This window comes from Corynebacterium sp. MSK297 (genome assembly GCF_030232885.1).
Classification (GTDB): Bacteria; Actinomycetota; Actinomycetes; order Mycobacteriales; family Mycobacteriaceae; genus Corynebacterium.
This window is the reverse complement of record NZ_JASPGD010000004.1, coordinates 61,381-86,906: the sequence shown is the minus strand read 5'-3', so window position 1 is coordinate 86,906 and position 25,526 is coordinate 61,381. Positions and strand designations below refer to the sequence as shown.

At 55.1% G+C, this 25,526-nt stretch carries 23 protein-coding genes; 13 read left to right on the top strand and 10 right to left on the bottom strand.

Features of this window, described 5'->3' with window-relative positions:
* Positions 1 to 108: 108 nt before the first annotated feature.
* Both QP888_RS05510 and glnA read left to right on the top strand, forming a co-directional pair.
* Positions 109 to 1,254, top strand: a complete 1,146-nt coding sequence (locus QP888_RS05510) for an ornithine cyclodeaminase family protein (protein WP_284812502.1) — start codon at positions 109 to 111, stop codon at positions 1,252 to 1,254.
* Positions 1,255 to 1,363: 109 nt separating this feature from the next.
* Positions 1,364 to 2,800: a type I glutamate--ammonia ligase gene (gene glnA, locus QP888_RS05505; RefSeq protein WP_284812501.1), complete on the top strand. Its 1,437-nt coding sequence runs from the start codon at positions 1,364 to 1,366 to the stop codon at positions 2,798 to 2,800.
* Positions 2,801 to 2,827: 27 nt separating this feature from the next.
* On the opposite strand, the gene QP888_RS05500 is transcribed toward glnA, so the two are convergent.
* Positions 2,828 to 3,403 carry a DUF4245 domain-containing protein gene (locus tag QP888_RS05500; protein WP_284812500.1) on the bottom strand — a complete coding sequence of 192 codons (576 nt, stop codon included), beginning with the start codon at positions 3,401 to 3,403 and terminating at the stop codon, positions 2,828 to 2,830.
* Positions 3,404 to 3,594: 191 nt separating this feature from the next.
* Here QP888_RS05500 and glpX point away from each other — a divergent pair, with 191 nt between their 5' ends.
* From glpX to QP888_RS05475, 5 genes are all read left to right on the top strand, one after another.
* Positions 3,595 to 4,605, top strand: coding sequence for a class II fructose-bisphosphatase (gene glpX / locus QP888_RS05495; protein WP_284812499.1), 1,011 nt, complete (start codon positions 3,595 to 3,597; stop codon positions 4,603 to 4,605).
* Between the two features lie 174 nt (positions 4,606 to 4,779).
* The gene (locus QP888_RS05490; RefSeq protein ID WP_284812498.1) at positions 4,780 to 6,183 is read left to right on the top strand and encodes a class II fumarate hydratase; all 1,404 of its coding nucleotides are present in this window, start codon (positions 4,780 to 4,782) and stop codon (positions 6,181 to 6,183) included.
* A 411-nt stretch (positions 6,184 to 6,594) separates the two neighbouring features.
* Entirely contained in the window at positions 6,595 to 6,960 is a 366-nt protein-coding gene (locus QP888_RS05485; protein WP_284812497.1) for a zinc ribbon domain-containing protein YjdM, read from the top strand.
* Between the two features lie 1,152 nt (positions 6,961 to 8,112).
* Complete coding sequence (locus QP888_RS05480) at positions 8,113 to 8,772, top strand: DUF3558 family protein (RefSeq protein ID WP_284812496.1); 660 nt, start codon at positions 8,113 to 8,115, stop codon at positions 8,770 to 8,772.
* Positions 8,773 to 8,985: 213 nt separating this feature from the next.
* Positions 8,986 to 10,779, top strand: coding sequence for a hypothetical protein (locus tag QP888_RS05475; RefSeq protein ID WP_284812495.1), 1,794 nt, complete (start codon positions 8,986 to 8,988; stop codon positions 10,777 to 10,779).
* Positions 10,780 to 10,812: 33 nt separating this feature from the next.
* Here the strand turns inward: QP888_RS05475 and QP888_RS05470 are convergent, their stop codons facing one another.
* Genes QP888_RS05470 through QP888_RS05460 form a run of 3 tightly spaced genes read right to left on the bottom strand, consistent with a single transcriptional unit; the run spans position 10,813 to position 13,569 of the window.
* Positions 10,813 to 11,736, bottom strand: a complete 924-nt coding sequence (locus QP888_RS05470; RefSeq protein WP_284812494.1) for a hypothetical protein — start codon at positions 11,734 to 11,736, stop codon at positions 10,813 to 10,815.
* Between the two features lie 38 nt (positions 11,737 to 11,774).
* Positions 11,775 to 12,929: a hypothetical protein gene (locus QP888_RS05465; protein WP_284812493.1), complete on the bottom strand. Its 1,155-nt coding sequence runs from the start codon at positions 12,927 to 12,929 to the stop codon at positions 11,775 to 11,777.
* A gap of 19 nt (positions 12,930 to 12,948) precedes the next feature.
* On the bottom strand, positions 12,949 to 13,569 hold the full coding sequence (locus tag QP888_RS05460; RefSeq protein ID WP_049148217.1) for a GntR family transcriptional regulator: 621 nt from the start codon (positions 13,567 to 13,569) through the stop codon (positions 12,949 to 12,951).
* A 368-nt stretch (positions 13,570 to 13,937) separates the two neighbouring features.
* Here QP888_RS05460 and QP888_RS05455 point away from each other — a divergent pair, with 368 nt between their 5' ends.
* The 4 genes from QP888_RS05455 (at position 13,938) to QP888_RS05440 (ending at position 17,444) form a co-directional block, all read left to right on the top strand.
* Complete coding sequence (locus tag QP888_RS05455; RefSeq protein WP_284812665.1) at positions 13,938 to 15,107, top strand: NRAMP family divalent metal transporter; 1,170 nt, start codon at positions 13,938 to 13,940, stop codon at positions 15,105 to 15,107.
* A gap of 95 nt (positions 15,108 to 15,202) precedes the next feature.
* Complete coding sequence (locus QP888_RS05450; RefSeq protein WP_284812492.1) at positions 15,203 to 15,976, top strand: 5-oxoprolinase subunit PxpA; 774 nt, start codon at positions 15,203 to 15,205, stop codon at positions 15,974 to 15,976.
* Positions 15,970 to 16,596 (top strand): 5-oxoprolinase subunit B family protein, encoded by a 627-nt coding sequence (locus QP888_RS05445; RefSeq protein WP_284812491.1) that lies wholly within the window; start codon positions 15,970 to 15,972, stop codon positions 16,594 to 16,596. Before QP888_RS05450 ends, QP888_RS05445 begins: the two co-directional genes overlap by 7 nt.
* Complete coding sequence (locus tag QP888_RS05440; RefSeq protein ID WP_284812490.1) at positions 16,590 to 17,444, top strand: 5-oxoprolinase subunit C family protein; 855 nt, start codon at positions 16,590 to 16,592, stop codon at positions 17,442 to 17,444. The genes QP888_RS05445 and QP888_RS05440 overlap by 7 nt, the downstream gene beginning before the upstream one ends.
* A gap of 40 nt (positions 17,445 to 17,484) precedes the next feature.
* On the opposite strand, the gene QP888_RS05435 is transcribed toward QP888_RS05440, so the two are convergent.
* Both QP888_RS05435 and QP888_RS05430 read right to left on the bottom strand, forming a co-directional pair.
* Positions 17,485 to 18,012, bottom strand: coding sequence for a GNAT family N-acetyltransferase (locus QP888_RS05435; protein WP_284812489.1), 528 nt, complete (start codon positions 18,010 to 18,012; stop codon positions 17,485 to 17,487).
* A 143-nt stretch (positions 18,013 to 18,155) separates the two neighbouring features.
* Entirely contained in the window at positions 18,156 to 18,977 is an 822-nt protein-coding gene (locus QP888_RS05430; RefSeq protein WP_284812488.1) for a type 2 periplasmic-binding domain-containing protein, read from the bottom strand.
* 65 nt (positions 18,978 to 19,042) lie between these two features.
* Between QP888_RS05430 and QP888_RS05425 the strand changes: the two genes are divergently transcribed.
* Positions 19,043 to 19,408: a PH domain-containing protein gene (locus QP888_RS05425; RefSeq protein WP_284812487.1), complete on the top strand. Its 366-nt coding sequence runs from the start codon at positions 19,043 to 19,045 to the stop codon at positions 19,406 to 19,408.
* A 166-nt stretch (positions 19,409 to 19,574) separates the two neighbouring features.
* On the top strand, positions 19,575 to 19,919 hold the full coding sequence (locus QP888_RS05420; protein ID WP_284812664.1) for a DUF5997 family protein: 345 nt from the start codon (positions 19,575 to 19,577) through the stop codon (positions 19,917 to 19,919).
* Positions 19,920 to 20,026: 107 nt separating this feature from the next.
* Here QP888_RS05420 and QP888_RS05415 read toward each other — a convergent pair whose 3' ends face one another.
* From QP888_RS05415 to glyA, 4 genes are all read right to left on the bottom strand, one after another.
* Entirely contained in the window at positions 20,027 to 20,806 is a 780-nt protein-coding gene (locus tag QP888_RS05415; RefSeq protein ID WP_284812486.1) for an aminotransferase class IV, read from the bottom strand.
* A gap of 68 nt (positions 20,807 to 20,874) precedes the next feature.
* Entirely contained in the window at positions 20,875 to 21,810 is a 936-nt protein-coding gene (locus QP888_RS05410) for an iron-siderophore ABC transporter substrate-binding protein (protein ID WP_284812485.1), read from the bottom strand.
* 140 nt (positions 21,811 to 21,950) lie between these two features.
* A complete protein-coding gene (locus QP888_RS05405) occupies positions 21,951 to 24,179 on the bottom strand; it encodes a chorismate-binding protein (protein WP_284812484.1) in 2,229 nt (742 codons plus the stop codon).
* 3 nt (positions 24,180 to 24,182) lie between these two features.
* Complete coding sequence (gene glyA / locus QP888_RS05400) at positions 24,183 to 25,451, bottom strand: serine hydroxymethyltransferase (RefSeq protein WP_284812483.1); 1,269 nt, start codon at positions 25,449 to 25,451, stop codon at positions 24,183 to 24,185.
* Between the last annotated feature and the right edge of the window lie 75 nt (positions 25,452 to 25,526).

Sequence of the window (25,526 nt, the reverse complement as noted above, 5' to 3'; positions counted from 1 at the left end):
CCCACCAGAAGCTCTCGCATAGAACGCCGCCCATCATTTCTGTGTAGCGTGGATGACATCACTGTGGCCGGTACCGGTAGCAGGGTGATTTTCTGGAAAGGAATACCATTGAGCACGGAAAATGATACTCGAATTGATTTTCTCTATTTGTCTGAGCAGGACATGATCGACGCTGGGGTCACTGACTCTGCGCAGTGCGTCGAGGCGATGGAAGAAACTCTCATTTTGCTCGCCGAAGGTGATTACCGCATGGCGGGTGCTACTGCGAATTCGCACGGCGCGCAGATCAGTTTCCCGGCTAATCCTGAGCACGAGTCCATGCCTGCCGACGGTCCGGATCGCCGATTCATGGCCATGCCTGCATATCTCGGGGGCCGTTTCCGTAATACAGGCGTGAAATGGTACGGCTCGAATGCAGAAAACCGGAAGAAAGATCTGCCTCGTTCCATTCACGTCTTTGTTCTTAACGACGCCGATACTGGTGCTCCATTGTCGATTATGTCGGCGAACCTGCTTTCGGCCTATCGCACGGGAGCTGTCCCAGGCGTTGGTGTCAAGCACTTAGCGGTTGACAATGCGGAAACCGTGGGCATCATTGGCCCGGGTGTGATGGCCCGGACCATCCTGGGTTCTGCTATTTCGCAGCGGCCATCCATTAAACATGTGAAGTTGAAAGGCCGCAGCACTGGTTCGACGGAGCAGGCTGCGGACTGGATCCGTGACAATTACGACGTCGAGGTCACTGTGGTTGATTCCGAACAAGCAGCCATTGAAGGTTCAGATATCTGCATTTCCGCAACAACGACATCAGCAGATGGCCCGGAAGCTTATCCGTATTTCAAAAAAGAATGGATCAAACCCGGTGCCTTGTTGCTCTGCCCTGCAGCGGCTCGTATGGATGAAGATTTCCTAGCATCTGACGAGTGCACCCTGGTCTGGGACTATGAAGGTCTGTATGACGAGTGGTACCGGGAAAACGGTCCAGGCCAAACATATAAATCACTCGGCATCATTGGCAGCGCCTGGTATGACATGATCAAAGAGTCACGGTTGGATCCACAACAGATTACCAATATGGGTGATATTGCCTCTGGCAAAGCTGTTGGCCGGGAAAACGATGAGCAGATTATTTGTTATTCGGTCGGCGGTATGCCGGTCGAAGACGTCGCTTGGGCAACGGATGTGTACCACAATGCTGTGGACAAAGGCATTGGCACCTCACTCAAATTGTGGGATACCCCGGCGCTGAAGTAGCTCTTCGCGCTTGCGCAGACGCTTGTGCAAACAACCCGTCTGCTACCAACCGTTTTGCTAGTGATACTTCTACTTCTGCTGGACATCGATAAATCTGCGAGGAGCAGCCATGGCAGTCACTACTGTGACCGAGTTACTGGACTATTTTGAAGCTCATTCCGTCGAATATTTGGACATGCGCTTTACTGACTTGCGGGGCATTGAACACGCACTGACCATTCCCGCTAGCGCTTTTACCGAAGAGGCTGCCAGCGAAGGATTTGCCTTTGACGGATCTTCTATCGACGGCTTCGCAACAGTCGATGAATCCGACATGATGCTGCACCCGGATATTTCGACCGCTTATATCGATCCTTTCCGGGCACGTAAGACCGTCAATATGAAGTTTTTCGTGCACAAACCGGATTCCGATGGTGCCGCGTATTCCCGAGACCCGCGCAGCATTGCACGGCATGCTGAGGAATATCTGAGAGAAACTGGTATCGCTGATACCTGCTATATCGGCTGCGAGGCGGAATTTTTCGTATTCGATTCCGTACGCTATTCCACCGCGGTCAACTCTGCATTCCACCACGTCGATTCCGACGAGGGCTGGTGGCGTTCCGGGGAAAAGACCATGGTTAATGGCGAACCAAACCGGGGAAACCAAATCCAAATTAATGATGGCTATTTCCCCGTCGCACCGTACGATAAAACCATCGCGGTTCGCGATGAGATCGCGCATCACCTCACCACCTGTGGTTTTGAAGTTGAGCGCTTTCACCACGAAATTGCCACTGGCGGCGTGCAAGAAGTCAACTACAAGTTCAACACCTTGCTGGCAGCCGGCGATGATTTACAAACGTTCAAATACATCGTGAAAAATACCGCCGAAGCGATGGGGCAAACCGCGACGTTTATGCCGAAGCCATTGGAAAACGACGGCGGTTGCGGCATGCACGCGCACCAGTCGCTGTGGAAGGACGGCGAACCGTTGTTCTATGGCGACGGCTATGCCGGACTCTCGGATCTGGGGCGCTGGTATATCGGTGGGTTACTCAAACACGCAGGCGCAGTGTTGGCGTTTACCAATCCGACAGCGAACTCCTACCGGCGTTTGTATTCCGGTTTTGAAGCTCCGGTTAACTTGGCGTATTCGGAATCAAACCGTTCGGCAGCGATTCGAATTCCGGCAGCTGGTAACAGCCCGGCAGCCAAGCGCTTAGAATTCCGTGCTCCCGACCCTTCGGGGAACCCCTATCTGGGTTTTGCCGCGCAGTTGTTGGCTGGGCTGGACGGGATTCAGAACCAGATTGATCCAGGACCGCCAGCAGATTTCGATTTATCTGATGCCGACAGCGCCCGGGCCCAGAAAGTCGAGCGCGTGCCGTATTCCCTAGAGCGTTCCTTGGAAGCATTGGATAATGACCGCGAGTTTCTCACCCGCACCAGCGTGTTTAGTGATTCGTTGATCGACGCGCATATCCAGTTGAAATACGACAAAGAGATCATACCGCTGCGCAAGGGCCCAACACCGAAGGAATTCGAGCTATATTACAACGTGTAATGGTGCCATGGGCGCTCGACGAGCCGCTTAAGCAGGCCGATAAGCCTCAGCCTGCAGTGTTGCCTCGATGATCGTGGCGAATTCATCGTCAGAAGCCACTCCGTCGAAAAGCACCGTCGTGCCGTCTTTTTCCACGCCCCACAACCGGCTAACCGAATCATCGTCGGAAAATTTCAGCGTGACTTCTCGGCCAGAAACCTGCCGGGTTTCCTCGTGCGGCCGGTACTTACTATCAAAAGCTTGTAGTGCCTGGTCGAGGGGAACACCGGTCTGCGCAATCTGGATGAAGCCGCGTTCTGCAGTAACCCAACCGACGACGGTCGAAGATTCACCAGCAATCAGCTTCCGTCGTGCGGAATTCGGCACCCAATTATCTGGCGTGTCGGGAAAAAAGATGTCATAGTCGGCGGCGCGAGCTTCGTTATCGATAAAAGCCTGCGGGTCGACCTCATGAACGGGCTCAAACTCCGGTTCACCGGGGCTATATGACCAGAGGCCGGTCGGTGCGACCACCACGATCATGGCAATAACAATGACGGCGACAGAGATAACCATATCTCGACCGCCTTGAAAAATTGCAGGTTTTTTAGATTCGCCAGCCACGCTCAACAGTATGACATGACTACCGCATTTTGTCGCCTTTATTAGCCCTCTATAGGGTGCGTCCCACAACAATTGACCAATTTAGTGGAACAATGGCAATAATGTTTGTGCTCAAGCGAGATGCCTAGAGCACGCGCATCCGAAAACACTTGAACCGTACTAGAGCTAAGACTCATGACACAGGAGGATTCATGTCCGCTCCCACCTCGTATATCCCTGACCGCAACCTTGCCATGGAGCTGGTCCGCGTCACCGAAGCTGCTGCTTTGGCCTCGGGCCGCTGGGTAGGTCGTGGCCAGAAAAATGAGGGCGACGGTGCCGCAGTAGATGCCATGCGCAGCCTGATTAATTCGGTGCACATGGACGGCGTCGTCGTGATTGGCGAGGGCGAAAAAGACGAAGCTCCGATGCTCTACAACGGCGAAAACGTCGGCACGGGTGAAGGTCCACAGGTTGACATTGCCGTCGACCCGGTGGACGGCACACGGTTGATGGCGGAAGGCCGCCCGAATGCCATTTCCGTGATTGCCGCTGCAGAACGCGGCACCATGTTTGATCCATCCGCGGTCTTTTACATGAACAAGATCGCAGTTGGTCCAGAAGCGCGTGGTGCGATCGACATCAACGCATCCGTCGCGGACAACATCGCCGCCGTCGCCAAGGCCAAAGGCATCAAGATCGCAGAGATGAACGTCGTCGTGCTGGACCGCCCACGCCATGAAAAGCTGATCCAAGAAATCCGTGAGGCAGGTGCCAAAGTGCGCTTGATCATGGACGGTGACGTCGCAGGCGCCATTGCAGCAGCACAATCGCATGATTCAAACACCGTGGACATGATGATGGGTATTGGCGGCACCCCGGAAGGCATCATCACAGCCTGCGCCATGAAGTGCATGGGCGGCGAAATTCAGGGCAAACTCTGGCCGCAGAATGAGGAAGAAGCCGAAAAAGCACGCGCTGCTGGACACGACCTTGACAAGGTCCTGACCACCGATGACTTGGTATCGTCCGACAACTGCTACTTCGCTGCCACTGGTGTCACCGATGGCGATATGGTCCGCGGGGTGTCTTATCGACCTGCCGGTGCAGTCACCCGCAGCTTGGTAATGCGTTCGAAATCCGGCACCACCCGTTATGTCGAATCAATTCACCAACTGGCTAAGCTGCAGGAATACTCCGTGGTCGATTACAGCGGCAAATAGTCAGCAACTTCTACGGGAAATAATTCCCAAACGCTGGAATACTGGTAGGCAGCACGGGCTTGGGCTTATACCTCAAGTTTATGGCTTGAAGTTCACAGCTTGGCCCGGTGCATGACTACACAGATGCACATTTGCACGTATTACGCACTTACGTATTGAGTTGAAGGTGAGAAAATGACCGAGCAAGAATACCGCATCGAACACGACACGATGGGCGAAGTTAAAGTCCCGAAAAACGCTTTGTGGCGCGCACAGACCCAGCGTGCGGTGCAGAACTTCCCTATTTCTGGTCGTGGGCTAGAGTCTGCACAGATCCGCGCGATGGGGCTTCTGAAGGCTGCATGTGCGCAGGTTAATAAGAACAACGGCTCGCTGGACGCTGACAAGGCTGATGCCATCATTGCTGCTGCTAAGGATATTGCGTCCGGCAAGTACGACGACGAATTCCCGATCGACGTTTTCCAGACTGGTTCAGGTACTTCGTCGAACATGAACACCAACGAGGTCATCGCCTCCTTGGCCAAACAGGCTGGCACCGAGGTCCACCCGAATGACGATGTCAACATGGGCCAGTCCTCGAACGACACCTTCCCGACGGCTACACACGTCGCAGCAACCGAAGCTGCCGTGAAGGATCTGATTCCTGGACTCCAGCAGCTGCACGATTCGCTGTTGAACAAGGCCAAGGAATGGAAGGACGTCGTGAAGTCCGGCCGCACCCACTTGATGGATGCCGTGCCTGTCACCTTGGGACAGGAATTCGGCGGTTATGCCCGCCAGATCGAGTTGGGCATCGAGCGCATCAAGGCGACCCTGCCACGCCTAGGTGAACTACCTATCGGCGGTACTGCTACCGGAACCGGCCTGAACACGTCCGCTGACTTTGGTGCACAAGTTACCGAGGAGCTCAAGAAGCTAACAGAGCTCGACGAACTGCGCGAGGCCGTCGACCACTTCGAGGCACAGGCCAACCGCGACGCACTGGTGGAATTCTCTGGTGCTATGAAGGTCGTCGCTGGTTCGTTGTACAAGATCACCAACGACATTCGCCTGATGGGCTCTGGTCCACTGACTGGTCTGGGTGAGATTCGTCTGGCTGATCTGCAGCCTGGTTCTTCCATCATGCCGGGTAAGGTCAACCCAGTTCTCTGTGAGACCGCTACCCAGGTTTCCGCCCAAGTCATCGGTAACGACGCTGCTGTTGCCTTCGGTGGCACCCAGGGTCAGTTTGAGTTGAATGTCTTTATCCCGATGATGGCCCGCAATGTGCTGGAGTCGGCTCGTCTGCTGGCAAACACCTCCCGCGTATGTGCTGAGCGCCTGATTGATGACATTGAGCCAAACCGCGAGATGATGAAGACTTCCGCGGAGTCTTCCCCATCGATCGTGACCCCGTTGAACTCGGCGATCGGTTACGAGAACGCCGCAAAGGTGGCTAAACACGCACTGGCCAAGGAAATCACCATCCGTGAGGCCGTCATTGACCTGGGCTTCGTTGGCGACGACTTGTCTGAAGAAGATCTGGACAAGCGTCTCGACGTTCTGGCCATGGCTAACACGGACCGCGATCGCTTCTAAGGCACCGCTGGCTCGCAATCCCCCGGTCCTGTTGTAGGCGGCTGCGAACTCAGCACCGCCTACGGAGCGCCGCTATGTGCGCAGCGCTGCATTCATGTCGCGCCCCTGGGCTCCCTGCCCCGGGGCGTTTTTAGATGGAATTCAGCAGTTTGGGTCTAAACAGTGCGCTTTATAAAACACGTAACCCGCTCCTGGCCCACATGGTCTCAACCTCTCTTCAGATCTACTCGGAGACCTGAGGCAGCTATCTTGCTCGTAGCACGTACAAAATTGTGGCTGCCTGTTCGGCTGACGAATCAGCCGCGGCCTAACGACATCAGCTAGGTGCGCGGCTACGTTTTACTCTGCATTCGGGCTTAATTCAAAGTAGCAGGCTTCTATTTAATCGCGGCACACAGTTATTATGAGTCAATGACTTTGCCAGCTTGCCCCGAGTGCACCAGTGAATTCACCTACGAACTCCCACCCATGCTCGTCTGCCCCGAGTGTGCACACGAGTGGAACCCAAGCACTGAATCGAATGAAGAGGCCACGACGCCTTTCAGCTCCGTGATTAAGGACAGTGTGGGCAATGAGCTTGCCGACGGTGATTCCATCACAATTACCCAAACAGTGAAGGTCAAAGGCGCTCAGCAGGCGCTGAAATCTGGCACAAAGGTGCGCAATATTCGGCTCAATTTCGACGCCGGGACGGGCCCTGAAGACCACAACATCGATTGCAAGATTGATGGTTTCGGCGCGATGACGTTGAAGCCAGCCGTCGTAAAGAAGTCTTAAAGTCTCAGGTTTGGTGTCGCTTTAGAAGCATTTTATTCCACCTTGAATAAGATGCATCGCAGCGCTCAGACCCCCAAATTAGGGTAAAAACGGGAGCCGTTATATCGCCCCATCAGCAGCACTTCTAAGAGTCATAATCATCCCTTGGTTCGAACAGGCTCCCGCCTCTCGAAAATCGTCCACGGGGCACGTTATTTCTGCAGACCCACCGTCAGCGATCACAAGCTCATCTTATAGAAAACTGTAGATTACCCGTTTTAATGCTACTGCCCTTGGAAAATATAAAAGTCGCGAAGGGACGCGCATAGCAAAACCCATCATAACCAGTTGTTTTATAGTAAAAATTTAACATTCAAAATTGCCCTCGAACACATTCCCGAACGAGTTTTTATATTCCGCATCTTTTCGAAATTTGTTGATTAATCACTTAATTTCACAGCAATAGACATGGTGGGACTAATCACGAAGTTTCATGCACAATGAATCCTGGCGAAATGATCAAAATCGCTTGAGCATTCGCTGAGAGCATGTTTGTAACCACCGGCAATAAGCGGGGGATCGTTGATGCAGTTACTCCGGAACGGCCTCATGCAGGCGACCGATTCAGTCTTAAGCTTTGGCGCGGCTAGCGTGTATCGGGGGAACACTACTAACCGCAATGGCCAAGGCTCGTTCACTGATTGGCACGTCTCGGGGTCAAGGACTGCGTCAATTGCTCGGGCACAGCCTGCGAAGACAAAGGAGGCCCGAGAAGTGGTTGCGGCCGGGACCACCTATTCAGCGGATACACGTTGGGGGCTATTTCGTGTATCGCCAGCGTGCTCTCGGAAAGCGCTTTCGGGGGCGCTTTCCAGAAGGCGACAGGATTCCGGCCCACAGGGGGTTTAAAGCAATCAATGCACCGCATCGATTGCTCGGGCTGGAATCCGGCTGATTTGGAAAATTCCATAGCGTTTGGTTCGCGAGAGCGCCCCAGATCTCACCACAGTGTTGGTCTGGGGCGCTTTCGCATATACCCGGGCTTCCGCGGCAATTGAAATATTTTCTTTTCTTGGGAACCCTGAGCCAAACCACAAAGTCTAACCACAATGTGAGACCGCTACTCCGCTAATAACCAGGGCCACGCAGTTGTGAAAGAAAAGGGGGAATTCGATGAGTTGGAACCGAATAGGCTTAGCAACGACGGTGCTAACAGGAGTCCTGATTGTCGGGTGCAGCCCACATGGTGCTTCCACCGAAGCACAAGATGGACTAAGCCATGCTTCAGATAGGACCACAGATACTGGGTCTACGGCACGAGAAACTCCTACTCAGAACCATCCAGACCGCATCGTTGAGTTCGCTGACTGGGTACCAGAGCGCGGTCCCACCGACCGACATGCCCCAGGCTTCGAATTATTCAACCTCTGCGACGAAGCACCGGATGAGGTGTGGGAGAAAGCCGGACTGCATTTTCACCCGGAACTTTCTGAAACCAAAAACTATGGCACTCATATAACGTGTCATTTCGGTTTGTCCGAGGATCTAATTGAATCTTTGCCTACAGGTAGCAAAGGGCACTTAACACTCACAGTCGATGACTATTCGCTGGCTGAGCTAGAGCAAAGCGGAGAACTGCTAAACATGCCTCTCGAATCTCAAATTCCCGGCGTTCATTTCCGCGAATTAATTCAGACCGATGAATGCACCGTGGGGCTTGAAACAGTCGATGGACGAATAAACATCGGCAGTGATGGGAAACGTAGAGGCCTTTCAATGGAAGAAAGCTGTGAACTAGCCTTAAACAGTTTAGAAAAAATGATATTGAAATAACCAAGACTGAGGGGGTAAATAATGCAACTAAACATTTCAACCGAATCTCTTTGGGCAATCCAAAGAAAATTATTGCTTCTAGCTAAAACTGCGAACTACGCAGGTTTAGAGAGCGCCCGTGCACGACTCTCAGCAGCCTTTTCACAGATCCCGGGCCTCGGATTCCTCGCCGCAGAACACGGAAGGACACTTGCGGGCAACCCAGGTTCGGCCGTGGACGAATTCAACGCACTAGAGCAAAAGATTGCTTGGGCCGCTAACAATCTGCACAATTTGGCAGATGCTGTCAATGAGCAAGACGAATTTCTTTCAAGTAGCTTAACCCACATGTACTCCGGTCGGCCCGGCGGACATATCAACTTCTTCACTGCAGCTGAGCCATCCGCCAAAACTGCGCCTGTGGGAATCAATAGTCCAGTTATCGGTCGCGTACCAGATATCAACCTGCTGGCCAGCTATTTCTCGTCTACAGTTGATTCTGCTGCGCATCATGACGCCGGCCTCTGGCAAAAACTTGGTGATACTGCTGCCGAAATTTCTGATGGGCTAGAAGACGTAGCCGCAGAACTCGAGGCCAACAACTATGGAGAATCCATTTCTGCCGGCGCAGAAAAACTCCGCGGCTTCGCAGAAACTGGTCGCATTCTCAACGCCAACTCCCACATCATGAAGGGAACCATCGACAACCTGGCCCATGCCATTGAGACCACGCGAAAAACCACCACAATTGTGCAAGCCACGGTCAATCTGAAACAAGCATCGGAACATGGTAAAGCGATCGAAGAAGCATATTTAAACCTATTCCCTGCGCAATTCAGCGCGGCTCTACAGCCAGCAGTCCCCCGTTTGCTTGGTCTCAGCATTCCACACCTCGAAGCAAGCGGCGGTGGAAACGAAGCGATCGCACCAGAAGTTGCAGGTTCTAATGCAGAACAAGCGCGCAATGCAGTACAACTTCCCAGTGAAGTCCAGCAAGTTGTGGCGGATTACGGACCAAACCAGGCAACATTTGCCGCAGCAGATGACGGTGCAGCTCAGCTTTCCAACGTTGGCGAGTCCAATCTCCCCACCAATGCTGCTGCCACTGCCAATCCTGCGGTAGCCAACGGACCTGCACCAGGTTTTGGTTCCCACGCAGCAGCCACGAATCCAGTAAATGCCCAGCACGCAGGAGTACCTTCTCCTGTACACGGCCCCGCAGCTTCACCAGGACTCAATCGTTTTGACGGTGCACCAAGCACAATGCCAGCGAACAATTCCCCGAATGCTGGTGCATCTCGTGTTTTAGGTACCGGAAACGCTTCTGCCCCAATTACTACGGGAGCTGCTGGACACACCCCATCCACTGTCGGTGGTGCGCCAAACACAAGCCTCAGCGGACAAAGGATACAGGGTATCGGAAATGGCACCACCGGCAACGGTTTAAGTCGTGGCGGCGGGCATTCTGGTACGCCACTAGGTGTCTCTCGCGGTATAAACACACCAGGGCTACCTCAAACCGGCGCTATCGGAACCAACCACGGTGGATCTTTCAGTGCCCGACCCATCGGCTCGGGCGGAGCTGTTCCTTATGCTGGCGGAACCGGAGGATCCGGTGGAGCCGCACATCCCGGAACATCCGGCACACCAGGAGCCCACAACGGACACGCCGGACCAGGCGCGAACAGCGGTTCTCATGGATCCCATAATGGAGCCGGAAACCACGGTGGCTCCGGCAACGGATCCGGCAACCACGGCGGGCATAACCCACACGGAAATTCTGCTTCCGGCAATGGTAATTCCCAGTCAGGGAATTCCCCGCGCTCTAACTCCGGGCACATGGGGCGTGGAATGACGCCGATGATGGGTGGTGCTGGGCAACCGCAATCCGGTGCCGCGAAAAACTCCGCACAAGGCCGAGCCAAAGCTGTCACCACTGCGGTCGAACGAGAAGGCAACCAAAAAGCATTGCTCGGTGAACGTCGTCCGGTAATACCCGGTGTCATCGGTGCTTGGGTACGCGACTAACCTGCAGACATGTGCACACCGGTTCACTCACACCTAGGTCCCCTTAATTCGGGATGCTAGGTAATCCGTTGGGTACAGCAGATAACTGTTATCTGTCACATCAGAGATCGTATGAACCTCTTCTTCAACGCTGACGTGCAGGCGCGGTGAAATGCCCCGCTTATCAGAAGCGAAAAGTGTCAACGCCGCGCCTGCCATCGTGGCCATCCCCTCTGCCAGATCATCGCCATAGGTCACCGGGCGAAACAACGCCATATCTGGCTGTGGGACAGCAAATAGAATCCCCGCACTGAAATCTTCACCAGGGATAAAACGCTGCACACACCAATCCAAAAATATCGGAGCAGACGACCAGTGCGGGCTCGAGCAACGCAGCACATAGGCAAATTCCCCACCAGGCCCACTACGCCGACGTTGTACGTCTACCTCGGCATTATCTAAAGCCTGGAAAAGATTCCGGCGAGCAATACCCAAAATCGTGGGAATATCGTCATCAATGTCACGTACGACGTGTGCTGGCAATCGGAGATAGCTACCAGCATTACCAACCACCAGATACCGAGCCAGGTCGAAGCTAAAACTTCCCCATTCTCCACCACGCTTGGCATCCAGGTGCAAATACGCCCCGCGATAAAGTTCAGAGAGACTCAGCCCACGCGCCACCGTGTCAGTCTCGGTGCGAATGATATTCGAGACAAAGACATCCACGGTTGACTGCACAGGCGCACCGGCCGATATCTTTTCTAGCAAGGGCGCTAAATCCCTGCTCGTTTCATGGCCTTCCCGCCACCGCAGATGAATCTTGCGGCCTGTAGTCTGCATCCCAATTCCGGCAACACCGAGAGTCGTCTCTAGCTCTGCTTCCAGGTCTTTTGCTTGCCCAGCGGGCAATCCCCAGTGCTTTCTACCGCGGGCGGAAGTAAATTTCGGCTTCGGGTTTAACCTTTTCGGCCACATATTTCCTCGCGGATGCTAGCAATTTTTGATGCTGGCAATTAGGTATCCCAACGCGGGTGGTCATTGCCGAAGCCACGATCATCGCCGAACCCAGGTTCGCCATTGTCATCGCCATCGACGTCATCAATATCGGCCGGGGTATCCGGCAGCTCAAAATCATCTGGCAATGGTGGCAAATCACCAGATTCCCATACGCCACCACCTGATTCAATCGCCGCCTGTGGGTCAAAACCGCCTTTAATCAGTTGGTTCATAATGTGTGTATTGGGCGCGATCTCAATTTGCTGGCTACCGGGAGTCCAATTGGAAATCGTGGTGATTTCCCCGTCGTCGTAGACATGCACCAATGGTGACACCGTGGATTCTGCACTATCCGCAATTTGGGCGGCCACCGGCGCCATACGTGAAATACCTTCCAGCAAATCCGTGCCCTCGGTCACCGAACGGACCAGCAACAGGTGCCGGGTTGGCATAGAAAACAATAGACCATTGGTGGTATCGATCTCTGGGGCCCACATATCGATAAATTCTTCGAGCAACAACGGCGCCGAGCCAAGATAATGCGAACTCGATTCAAACGTCCATGCCGATGCACCAGGCGATTCCACGGGCCCGTTGTGAAACTGCACGTCAATGTCACTATTGCGTAATTCCTCGCGCAGGTTCGTCCGTGCGGCACGCTCCAGTGCATCGACATCATCGATCTCAGCCAACTTTTCTAACGCAATCGTCTGAATGGAAGATGCGGTATCCAGCGCAATCGTTGCAGAGGTGTCGTTGGTGAAATCAAACAGCGTGGCAGCGTCAATGATCTTGTGTTCTTCTGCGCTCAAATCCCGCGTCGAGACCAAACGCAGGCGCAACCGCGAATACAACGACGCGGTATCCAGCTGTTCCATGTAGGTACCGTCGTCTAATCCAGTCATAAACGATGCCGCCAAATTCGGGATTGCTTTTGGGTGTTGCGAGCTTGCAACTTGGCGCACCAAATCATCCAGGCGCACCGACATCCGCCCCCTTCGCGGGTGTTCAATGGTCGCTGCCATGCCGTCGAAACGAATTGACGCGCCCTCAGCTGCCAACTGACGACGCAGCGACGAGCGCAACTGGTCGGCATCTTTCCGGTTCAAGCTAGGAAACGACGGGTCCGGCTGCCGCAACAGGCGGTTTTGGCGATAGCGTCGGAACATCATGCATCTAGTGTAACGGCATCTAGGATTCCAGGCGTTCCAGCACGTGTTGCTGCGCGGTATTCAGCAAGTTGCGCAGCGCAACGACGGCGTCGTCACGCTGTTTCTTGCGTAGTAATTCGATGATTTCCTCGTTTCGGGAAATGAATGGTTCATGAATATCGCGCTGTGCCAGCGACAAAAAAGCAATGCGTGCTTGGGCAATCACCGGGCGAATATCTTCCACTAGCCGGTGTACCCCTGCTAGTGCTACCAATTCCAGATGCACTTGTGCATTGAGGCTGCCGACGACATGCCAATCATCATGCTCGGCAGCCCGGCGCGCTTCGGTAATAATCATGTCCAGGCTGGACAGGTCAATGGCATCCAAATCAGATTCTGCAACCGCAGCACATTCGACAATCCGGCGGTAGGTGTATATCTCGCTGATTGCTTCGGCCGTCAGGGTGCGTACGAATACTCCCCGGTTGGGAATGTGTACGACAAGCCCGTCATTAGCCAGAAAGCGAAAGGCCTCACGTAAGGAATTCCGGGAACAATCCAGTTGTTGAGCAAGGCGGGTTTCGGGCAAACGTTGGCCGGGGCGGAGATCCCCGCGCGTGATGCGCTGAGTAATCTCGCGCGCCAAAGAATCAGCGATCATGCATAGTAATTTTATCGACTTTACAGGTGCTAGCAAACTGGTGCTAACAAGTTACTGTACGGGCATACCCAGCATTCGGTGAGGCCCTGAACAAGGGCGTATACCGACGCTCCGACGCCACATATACTATTTTCGTGAGTTAACACACAGTTATGCTATCGTTGTTCAACAATCATCAACAACGCTGATCTATGCCACACATATTCACCCCTCCGAAGAGCAAGGATCCAGACATGTCACCAGCAAGCAACGGCGGCACCACAGCAGCCGGTTCCGGCTCTCAGTCGGCTACTACCCCATCACAGCCAAACCCATCGCAGCCAAACCTGAAACAGGCAGCAGCGACCGCATCCACCCGCAGCATTCTGATGGGTGCGATTTTTTTGATGGCTACCTCTGCCATCGGTCCGGGATTTCTGACCCAAACAGCCGTGTTTACAAACCAGCTCGCCGCCGCGTTTGGGTTCGCGATTCTGGTCTCGATCATCATTGACATCGCAGTACAGATGAACGTCTGGCGCGTTATCGGCATTTCCGGCCTGCGCGCCCAAGAACTCGGCAACGTCGTATTCCCGGGTCTTGGCTACCTACTTACCGCACTGATCGGTATCGGCGGCTTCGTGTTTAACATCGGCAATATCGCCGGTGGCGGGCTGGGGTTAAACGCTTTACTGGGCATTGATGCCAAGATCGGCGGCTTGATCACCGCAGGCCTGGCCATCATCATCTTCTCTATCCAACGCCTGGGTGCCGCCCTGGACAAGATCCTGGTGGTTCTCGGCGTCGTCATGTTTGCGTTGACTATCTACGTCGCCTTCGTCTCCCAACCACCAGTTGGCGAAGCACTGACCCAAACTGTCTGGCCAGAAACCATCGACTGGGTCGTAGTCACCACCCTGGTCGGTGGAACCGTCGGTGGGTATATCACCTACGCCGGAGCACATAGGATGCTTGATTCCGGCACCACCGGTCCAGAAAATGTCAAGGCTGTCACCCGCGCATCGGTGACCGCCATTGTGCTTACCGGCGTCATGCGATTCGTGCTTTTCCTGGCCATCCTGGGCGTAGTCGCAGGTGGCATCGCGTTGAATATCGACGACAACCCAGCAGCAGAGGCCTTCCAGGCCGCCGCGGGTGATTTCGGAATGCGGGCATTCGGCGCCGTGCTCTTCGCCGCGGCTTTGTCCTCAGTCATCGGCGCGTCGTATACCTCGGCGACGTTTATCATCCCGAAGAAAGACCACCTGCGTAAAGCACAGAACATCGTCACTATCGTCTTCATCGTGGCATCAGGTACCACCTTCGCTTTCGTTGGTTCTGCCCCTGCTGCGCTGCTAGTATTCGCCGGCGCGTTCAACGGCCTAGTGCTTCCGGTTGGCTTCACGATGATCATCTATGTCGCTGTGTTCCGCCAAAAAGATCTGCTGTTCGGATACAACTACCCACGTTGGCTGATCGGACTGGGCATGATCGGCGTGGTTATCGCCTGGTTCCTTGCCATTCGCTCATTCGGCGGCGTCTGGGACTTCGTGTTCTAAGCACCCGCCAATCACTGATCCCCACAGGCAACGGCCGCAACAACACCCCAAAGCAGCACACCCAAACAGAAACACACTGTCAGGAGATGACAACGATGGCTCATGCATCCAACACCACCGGACTGCACATCGACCTCAACAGCGACCTCGGCGAAAGCTTCGGCAACTGGACCATGGGCAACGACAATGCCGTACTGGACCTGGTCAGCTCCGCCAATATCGCCTGCGGTTTCCACGCCGGTGACCCCAAGGTATTACTCGATACCGTCAAAGCCGCCCACGAGCGTGACGTCCGCATCGGCGCACACATCGGCTACCGGGATCTACCCGGCTTCGGCCGTCGTTTCATCGATTACAACGCCGAAGAGCTACTAGCAGAAACCATTTACCAACTTGGCGCTATCAAAGCTGCAGCCGCCGTCGTCGGCGCGGAAGTCAGCTACGTCAAACCACACGGGGCGCTCTATAACCGCATGGCCACCGATAGCTACCAGGCAGAGGCTGTCATCGGCGGAATATTGGCCGTCGACCCACAGCTCAAACTCATGGCCATGTCCGGCACCCCCGTCGTCGGTGAAGCTCGCGCGGCCGGGCTCGAGGTCATCGAAGAAACCTTCGCCGACCGCGCCTACACCGACGAAGGTCGGCTGGTTCCCAGGAAACAACCGGGTGCAGTGCATGACGACGTCGACACCGTCGTCAACCAAGCCCTGGCGATTGCCACTGGGCAGTCTTTCCAGTCTGTCAACGGCAACCCAGTCCAGGTTGTGGGCCAATCCATTTGCGTCCATGGCGACAATGCCAAAGCACTGGAAATCGTCGAAGCTATCATCGCAGCGCTGAAGAAGGAGGGAATCACAATATGCTAATCCCCTATGGCGACCGCGGTTTGTTGATCGATTTCAGCGACCACGATGATCCCCTCGCCCAGGTTCTCGCCTACCAGACACAACTCGAACGCGACAACCTCGAAGCGATCGTGGATGTGATTCCTGCAGCACACACCCTGCTCGTCGCCTTCGACCGCGACCCCAAGGAAATCACGTTGCCCGAGCTCGATAGCGCGGCGTCGACAAGCGAAACTGGCGCTGCACACACCATCGAGGTCACCTACGACGGCGCGGACTTAGACGAACTTGCCGACGAACTGGGCCTCACCCCAGCACAGCTCATCACAGCGCACACCGAAACCACCTGGACAGCCGCCTTCGCCGGGTTCGCACCAGGATTTTTATACTTGCGCCCGGCCCCAGAAAGCCCACATGCCCAGGTGTTTGCCGAAATCTCTCGCCGCAGCCAACCGCGAACCTCCATTCCGGCTGGCTCTGTAGGGCTGGCCGGAGGCTTTTCCGCCATATACCCACAAAGTTCACCCGGTGGCTGGCAGTTAATCGGTTCCACCGAAGAGCGCATGTGGGATTTAGACCGCGACCAGCCAGCTCTGCTACAACCCGGTGATACCGTGCGATTCCAGGAGAAAACATGCTAAAGGTGCTAGAAACCGGACCACAGGCAACTTTTCAGGATCTCGGGCGCAGTGGATATTCCGGGTTGGGTGTCGGCCCTTCCGGCGCATTTGACCGTGGTGCTGCCCGGCGTGCCAACCGCATGCTCGGTAACGATGAAAACGCTGCCGTCGTTGAGATCCTCTTCGGCGGCTTTCAGGTCACCGCACAGCGCGCGGTACGCATCGTGTTTACTGGCACTGATGCAGATGTCGTCGTCGACAAACGGCGAATGCGTACCAACACGGTTCTTGATATTCAGCGAGGCCAGACCGTGCGATTGGAGGCCGGTACCGGGCTGCGCGCTTATTTGGCAGTCACCGGTGGCTTCGCGGTCGAACCTGTGCTGGGTTCCGTCGCCACGGATACGCTCTCCGGCATCGGACCTGCCCCCATTGAACCTGGAGCCAGCTTGCCGACGAATACTGGCATCGCCACCCCCGCCCTACCGCGGACCAAGCATTTACCCGCTCAATTCGTGCCGCAGGCACGCGAGGTTCTCGAGGTGGTGCTTGGGCCGCGCCAGGATTGGTTCGCAGATACATCAGAGCTGTTCAACCAGGATTTCCGGGTTTCGTCTGACTCCGACCGGATCGGTGTGAATCTCGAGGCAACTCGGCCACTACAGCGGGCCCACGACGGTGAGCTGGCTTCCGAAGGGGCGCTGCGCGGCGCCCTGCAGGTTCCGCCCAGTGGACACCCGGTGGCCTTCGGCGCTGATCACCCAATCACCGGAGGTTACCCAGTCATTGGGGTGTTGACCAGCGCATCCGTCGACAAGATGGCACAATTAAGCCCCGGCACGATCGTGACGTTCCGGGGTATAGGTTAACGCCAGCTGGCGGGGCATTAACTAGCGCCAGCCAGCACGATTATTTCTCGTCTGGTTTCGTCAGCAGTTTTTCCCACACATCGGTATCGCGCCATTCCCCGGCGCGCTCACCGTAGGTCATTTTCGCCATGTGACTAAACGTTCCCACCTTTTCGTAGCCACGGGATTCGTGCAGCTTCGCCGAGCCTTCATTTTCCGGGAAAATCCACGCGTGAATGGCCCACTTGTGCAGTTCTTCTGCCACCTCAATCAACTTATCTAACAGCGCTCCGGATACGCCGCGCCCCTGTGCATCCGGATGCAGATAAATGGAATCCTCCAACACGCCGTGAAACGCCGGGCGGTGGCTGGCTGGCGCGCCCGAAACCCATCCCAAAATTGTGGAATCATTGTCTTTTTCCACGGCCACAAAGACGGTCTCCATGACCTTCAGCCGGGTGAACTGCTCCCAGGTTGGCGCTTCCGTCTCATAAGTAGCATGGCCGGTCTCTAGACCAAGTTCGTAGATTTCGCGTACCTGTGGATAATCGTCTGGTCGGATGGGGCGCAGGTTGAAGTCATCGGACATTGCTGTTGGTCCTTCCGTAGCTGTGTCGAATTCACTAGAAAAGTCGAGTTCACTGGATAGATTGGTACGACTCGCAGCAATGCGGGAAGTACATTTCGCCTTTATCAGCCGCCCAGTTTACACCCGGTTTTATACAGCCGGTTTTACTGGCGTTTCTTTTTGCATGCCCCTCCCTGCGCTTTCCCATGGGGCCGTGCTCCTTTTCCTGCGTGCTTCGGTTTGTTGCCCCTATGCATGGCGTTTTTATGCTTGCCGACGCTTTTCTGCCCGCCTTTGTGCCGCGTCTCTTTCACCGCCCGGTGTCGAGTTGACCCGGATTTGCGCCCCTTCGCGATCCCAACAAAATCTTGAATCGCATCCCCGTCCGCGGCGACTTTCCACACCAAAGCGATCTCGGTCGTCGGAACGGTAGCCTTTCCGCCGGAGTGCTCCCCTACTTGTTCGCTATCGCCGACATATTCACCGTTGTACGGCAGCACGCTAATCTGGTTTTTCGACAGCATTTTCAACAACGGCAGCGGCCCGATCGCCGCCCCGACATTGGCAGCAACCACCTGCAGGGCTTCTCTAAGCTTGTCGACGTTTATAGGCCCGCATTCTTCTGCCACAAAGTTAATGATCTCGCCTTCGATGTCTCGCGGGCCGACGGGCTCACCAACTTCTGCGAACACGCTATCTTTCGGTACCGCTATCCCGCATTGCTCGGTATAAAGCTTGACGACGTGAAACTCTCGCCCGATTGTGGCTTCGTCGATGCGTGAATCAGGTAACCGCATCAGTGCTAGCTCGCAACTATCAGCTGCACTGACAACGCCATGCGCGACGCTGTCGGCACTCGCACCGTCAGCAAGCATTGCGAAAGGATCATCCGCCGCCACTGCTTTGAGTCCGTGCGGGGTATCGCGTTGAAATCGCTGGAACCATTTGCCTGGTTCGGTTCCGGTAGCGAATACGAGGTGCAACATGACGGCCATGCTACCGCGGTTGGAATATAGTAAGAGAACTTAGAACACCTTAAGGAAGGACTCCCGTGGAATTCAAAGCGATTGCCGAATGGACGCTGTTTGAAGAAACCCCAATCCCAGACGATGTCTACGCACTCCTGACCACCGGCGAACAAGCACACGTTGCTTTCAAGACCTTCCGCGACAGTGCGGTTTTTACCAATAAGCGGCTGATTGTCCGAGATTCACAAGGCCTTCGTGGCAAGAAAGTGGAGATGTATTCTCTGCCGTACTCCGCGATCAATATGTGGTCCACGGAAAACGCTGGGACGCTGGACTTCAACGCGGAAATTGAACTCTGGACTCGTGCCGGACACGTCAAGATCAAAATCGGTCGCAAGTTGGATGTACGCGCGATCGATAAGCTCATCGGCGACTGCGTGCTGGGTTGATATGCGTGCCGTGTTGTAGTGTGCAGGTGTGAACGAAAGCAATAACTCTACCGCTAACGCCGATCAGATCAGCACTGATCACAATAACTACGACAGCACCGACCAAACCGCCACCGCTGATACCACGATTCGTGGTGCCGACGCTGCCACCCCGTCCAGCACGGCCATGAAACCGCAGACCGCGGCGAAAAAACTTGGCATTCATCTACCTGCCTGCCCACCGGAATTTCAAAACGGCGGTATCAGCCATGCGCAGCTGCGCTCATTGCAGCACGAGCCACCAGAGTGGCTGCAGCAATTACGTTTGGAAGGCCCACACCCACGCGCTGAGGTGGCCCGGAAACTTGGTGTCTCCGTCAACGCGGTAAAAACCCACTTGGATAAAGCGCTAACGACTGCCGAGATCAAACAGCTACTGCAAAACCAGCCAGAGTGGTTGTCCAAAGCCCGCACCCAGCTAGCGGAATCCCGCAAGGAAAACGCAAAGCCCGGCAACACCGGTTCCAATTAGCTTTCCAGCATCCGATTAGCTTTCCGTCCTGGGTCCAGCACAGCAGCCCGGATCTAGCGGCACTGCGGATCCGCCGCCAGGCCGGACCCGGCGGTACCGTTGCCTGGCTAGCTAGCGTGCTCCCATAACGCACGATTAATCGATGTCGGGTCTGGAGCGGCAACCGCTTGCCGACGCCCGGCATCAGTGCGCCACGCGGTCAGCCGAGTCCAGCCATGCAATGAGCTTCCCACCCACGCCGGCGTTTCCAAGGCCTCTGCCAGGCTCAACACCCCGCGGTGGACTTGCCAACCCGCGCTCTGCAGGGCATCAACGCTGCTGTGGGCTGTCACCGACGCCAAGACCTGGGCTTGCTCTGGTGGCAGTAGCGCAATTTTGTGCGGCGCTGCACTCGGATCTGCTGGTGCACCGTTATCTGGCGTGAGACCTGCCACACCCGCTGCACTGTCAGTCTCCTGCTTCCACCCCGGAAAAAACATGATCGCAGCATTCGCTGCTTCCAATACTTTCCCATTGCGGTGCAACAGCGTATCATCGGCACCCACGGTACGAGCTTGCTCACGCAACTGCTGCAAATAGCCGTAATCAGGGCCTTTTACACGCGGGTGTACGCGCTGGTCCTGTTCAGTCGGAATATACAGCTCCGTGGTGCTGCGCAATGCAGGTGGGTGCCGCAATTGCCAACGAAGGGCACCGCTTGCACCAACTTCTATTTTCGGGAAATATGTGCCATCATCCGGCAGCTCATCGCGTACCCGCAGTAAGAAGGCTTCGATGTCCCACTGGTCCAGTCCGGCCTCGCGCGCGCCAAGGCTAAATCGGTGCTCGTGGGCTTCACGGCCAACCACGCGGCCGTCTTTAATGAGGTAAGAATCCAGGATCTTCATCGCCTGCCCGATTATGCCAGAGTCTCGGTCACAGCTGAATGCTGCCTAATCTCACTAATATCTGATAGCTATGACGCTCGCTTTGGCAGCACCGCACTGTCGGTCAGGTGCTCAGCCAATCCATCTTGGATTAGAGTCGCCGACAGCCAAGAAGCATTCAGAAACCAGCCATCGTTGTCTATCTCAATGGCTTGATCTTTTTCTACCGCACCTAGGCTCGCCCATAAGGAGGTCTCTGTAGGGCTAGGGCTGCCCGGGACCACGCCATAGAAGATCCAGTCAGCATCGGCCAGCCCCAGCTCTTCGGCAGAGATATCATGGCTGGATTTATCCGTAAATTGTTGGCTTTCCGGGCGCTGCAATCCAGCATCTGCAACCACAATTCCGGCCATGGATTCAACCCCGAATATATTAAATGCGTTATTTTTTGGCCGTAACAGCGAAATCGTACCTACGCCGCCCTCGATTGCTTCGTCAAGCGCATGTACGCGCTGCTCGTAGTTCATCATGAGTTTGTCATACTCATCAGTCTTGCCCAGTGCTTCCGCAAGTACTTTGAAATCATTTTTCCAATTTTCGCCACCACCTTTCCCCAAGGTCACAGGTGCGATCTGCTCGAGCTTTGCCACGATCTCCGAATCAGTTCGTTCATTGGCAAAAATATGCGTTGGTTTCAGTGCTGCAATTGCCTCAATATCTGGATTTGCTCGTTCACCAACAACTTTGATCCCGTCCAGATCAACATCGTCCCCATATTCCTCGTGAACGAAGGTTGGGATAGCATCAGCATTTTTCGCGACAGCAGTACCTACTGGAACTACACCAAGCTGCAACGCATTCTCCAGCTGCCCAGTGTTCAGAACAACGACGCGTTGCTCATTGGCAGCATCCGCAGTGGCAGGGCCAGACTGTGCTTGATCATCAGCAACACATGCGGTCATCACACCTAGTATTGCAGCCCCAACTAATGTCACGATTATTTGTCGCATGTGGGAAAATTTCACGAAGCCCTCCTTGTCAGGCACTCCTACGCAGGAAAGCATCCAGCTAGAGTAGAGTACTCAAAATTACCGCACTCAAATTTAGTGCAGGCTATTTTAATAAACAAGGCAAGGCAAACTTATTAAATCTCTTTACGGTGACCTCATTGTGGCAGGCCAGATATATGGCCATGATCCCGCGCGCTATCAAGCAACCCGAACAACGGCCGGGCTTTCACTTGAGTTTCGGCATATTCGTCTTCCGGGTCAGACAAGGATACGATCGCCCCACCCACTCCATAGCTCATTTGCGCACCTTCAAAAATCAGGGTGCGAATAGTCATCGACAAATCCACCGCTCCGCTAAACGAGAAGTAGCCAAAAGCCCCGGAATAAGCACCACGATGGCTGCCTTCCAGCCGGTCGATGATTTCCAGCGTGCGCTTTTTCGGAGCGCCCGTCATGGAACCAGCAGGAAACAATGCGCGCACCGCTGCGACTGGGCTGACCTCTCCCAACTGGGCAGATACCGTACTAACCAACTGGTGCACGCTAGGAAATGATTCCACGTCCCATAGCTTCGGTACCTCTACTGTGCCGGGCACTGCAACTGCATTCATATCGTGGCGCACTAGATCCACAATCATCAGATTTTCCGCGCGGTCTTTTTCTGCCATCTGCAAATCCTCTGCCAGGGCTGCATCTTCAGCAGCATCAGCTCCCCGGTGGCGGGTCCCTTTAATGGGTTTGCTTGTCACCACACCGCCCGCGATGCGCACGAAGCGTTCCGGGCTTGTCGACGCTAGCCCGAAATCAACAAATTCCAGCAAGCCTGCACGCTGCGACGCATGATGTTGTCGTAAATAAGCGAAGGCATCTTTTGCGTTATACCCCGCGACCGGCATCGTCAACCGGTTGGTCAAACACACTTCATAGGACTCACCAGCTGCAATGAGTTCTTGGGACTGCCGAATCAGTTCCAGGTATTCCGCGCGCGAATGTAATTGCTGCGCGGTATCTTGCTTCTTTGTAGTGCTGGTTTGTTCCACCCCGACAGACCGGTCAGCGTGCGCAGGAACCTGAAAATTAGCTTCCTGTAATTCCGCGAGCATGGCGTCCACCCACGCCTGTTGCACGGCAGCCGATTCGGTATCTTCGCACAGCGCCACCACGTAGCACTGGTCGTCGGCAAGAATTAGTGCGCGATCTGCACACAACAGCTGTGCGTCCGGAAAATCCTCACGCGCGTGGGGTGCAGAATACCCGCAGTCCGCTTTGAGCTCATAGCCCAAGTAGCCGACCAAGCCCAAGCTAAATTCGCACCCAGGCACTGGTGGTTGCACAGAGGAATAGTGCTGCAGCAGCCGCTCAATGGTCGTGAACACTGATTCGCGGTACATTGCCTGGCTTTTCTGCTCCCCGGTATCGCCAGGGCGAGAAATTTCTACTTCCCCGCGTACAACAGAAGCCTTAATATGCCGAGCAAGCGGGCCAGAATCATCCCCCATGCAAATTGCCCCAGAGCCATCTTCGATCCACCAGCGCTGCCCCTGCAAATGCTCATAGGCACGCATCGGGTCGGTGGTCAGCGCTCGTGCCGGAAAAGCTCGCGAAATCAGCCACGGCTGGGTGTCCGTTGTATTCGGCTCGTCACTATGGGGACCGGAAAGTTGCGATTCGGGAAGTGTCGATTCGGAAATCTCCAGTCCGGCAACTTCTGCACGCGCTGAATCTGATTCATTATCGCGACTAGCATCATTACGACTGGTATTATCACCAGAGGCCCTATTCCTTGCGGCAAGCTGCAAGAAATTACGCACGATTCCCATGCCGTGCGCGTCAGCGATGGATTCTGGATGGAACTGCACACCCCACCACGGTTTGTGCTTGTGTTCTAACCCCATCACCAAGTTATCCGCATCTGCGGTACGGGCGGTAACCCGGAAACATTCCGGAACGGGATTGTTGACGTCGTCGGCCACCACCAGCGAGTGGTAACGCACCACCTGATAATCCGCGTCAATACCGGAAAACAACCCGGTACCGTCGTGCGTAATCCGACTCCTGCGACCATGAAATGGCTCGGGTGCACGTACCACCGAGCCACCTTCTGCCCAAGCCATGGCCTGCTGGCCTAAACACACCCCTAACACCGGCAGCCCAACGTGTAACGCAGCTGCTGAATGCCCCAGATCCGACGGATTGTCCGGCGTGCCCGGCCCCGGTGAAATAATCACCGCACCGAAGCCAGCCTGGCGCACGAAAGCGGCGAAATCTAGCCCGCCGAGATCAGCGTCATTGGCGACAACCACAACCTCCTGGCCAGCCATGCGCACATAACTAGCCAGGTTATTGGTAAACGAGTCGTGGTTATCAACCAGGACTACCTTCAATGACTAAACCAGCTTCCAGTCTTCCAGGCCCTCATACAGTGGGAAGTCCTGGGTCAGCTTCTCAACGCGGTTACGCAGCTGTGCCACATCTTTGCCCAGCAAAGCCTGTGCAATGACATCGGCGGTTTCCTCAAAAGCCTTCTCGTCGAAACCACGGGTCGCCAGCGCCGAAGCACCGATGCGCAAACCAGAAGTCACCATTGGTGGACGTGGATCGTTCGGCACCGCATTGCGGTTAACGGTGATTCCTACCTCGTGCAGGCGGTCTTCCGCCTGCTGACCGTCTAGTTCCGAGTTCCGCAGATCCGCCAAAACCAAGTGGGTATCGGTGCCGCCAGTGAGCACGGAGATACCAGAATCCTGGCAATCTTGTGCAGTCAAGCGCTCTGCCAAGATGCGCGCGCCGTCGATAGTGCGCTGCTGGCGCTCACGGAATTCTTCAGTAGCAGCAACCTTGAACGACACTGCCTTCGCAGCCACCGCGTGCATCAACGGACCACCCTGCTGGCCTGGGAATACAGCAGAGTTGATCTGCTTAGCATAATCCTGCTTTGCCAGAATCAGACCAGAACGTGGGCCGCCCAAGGTCTTATGCACGGTGGAAGAGACAATATCAGAGTGTGGAACTGGCGATGGGTACAGATCAGCAGCCACCAGACCAGCGAAGTGTGCCATATCAGTCCACAGATAAGCGCCAACTTCATCAGCGATGGAACGGAAGGCTTCGAAATCCAAGCGCCGCGAGTATGCCGACCAACCAGCGATGATCACCTGTGGCTTTTCTGCCAAAGCCTGCTCGCGGACCTTGTCCATATCGATGCGATGGGTTTCCGGGTCCACCTCGTATGCAGCAACCTCATACAGCTTGCCGGAAAAGTTCAGCTTCATGCCGTGGGTCAGGTGCCCACCGTGTGCCAGGGACAATCCCATGATCTTGTCGCCTGGTTTGATCAGCGACGCCAAAACCGCAGCGTTGGCCTGTGCACCCGAGTGTGGCTGTACGTTGGCAAATTCTGCACCAAATAGATCCTTAGCACGCTGTCGGGCGAGGTCTTCAATAACGTCGACGTGCTCGCAACCACCGTAGTAGCGACGACCCGGGTAGCCCTCAGCGTACTTATTGGTCAGTACCGAACCTTGTGCCTGCAACACCGCGCGTGGCACAAAGTTTTCCGAGGCAATCATTTCCAAGGTTCCACGTTGACGGGAGATTTCTCCGTCGATGGCAGCAGCTACCTCTGGGTCAAACTCAGACAGCGGGGATTCAAACATCAAAGCGGGCCTTTCTGCACGCAGGTGGCGATTATAATGCTTATAACAATAACACCAAGCAGCAATGAGACAATA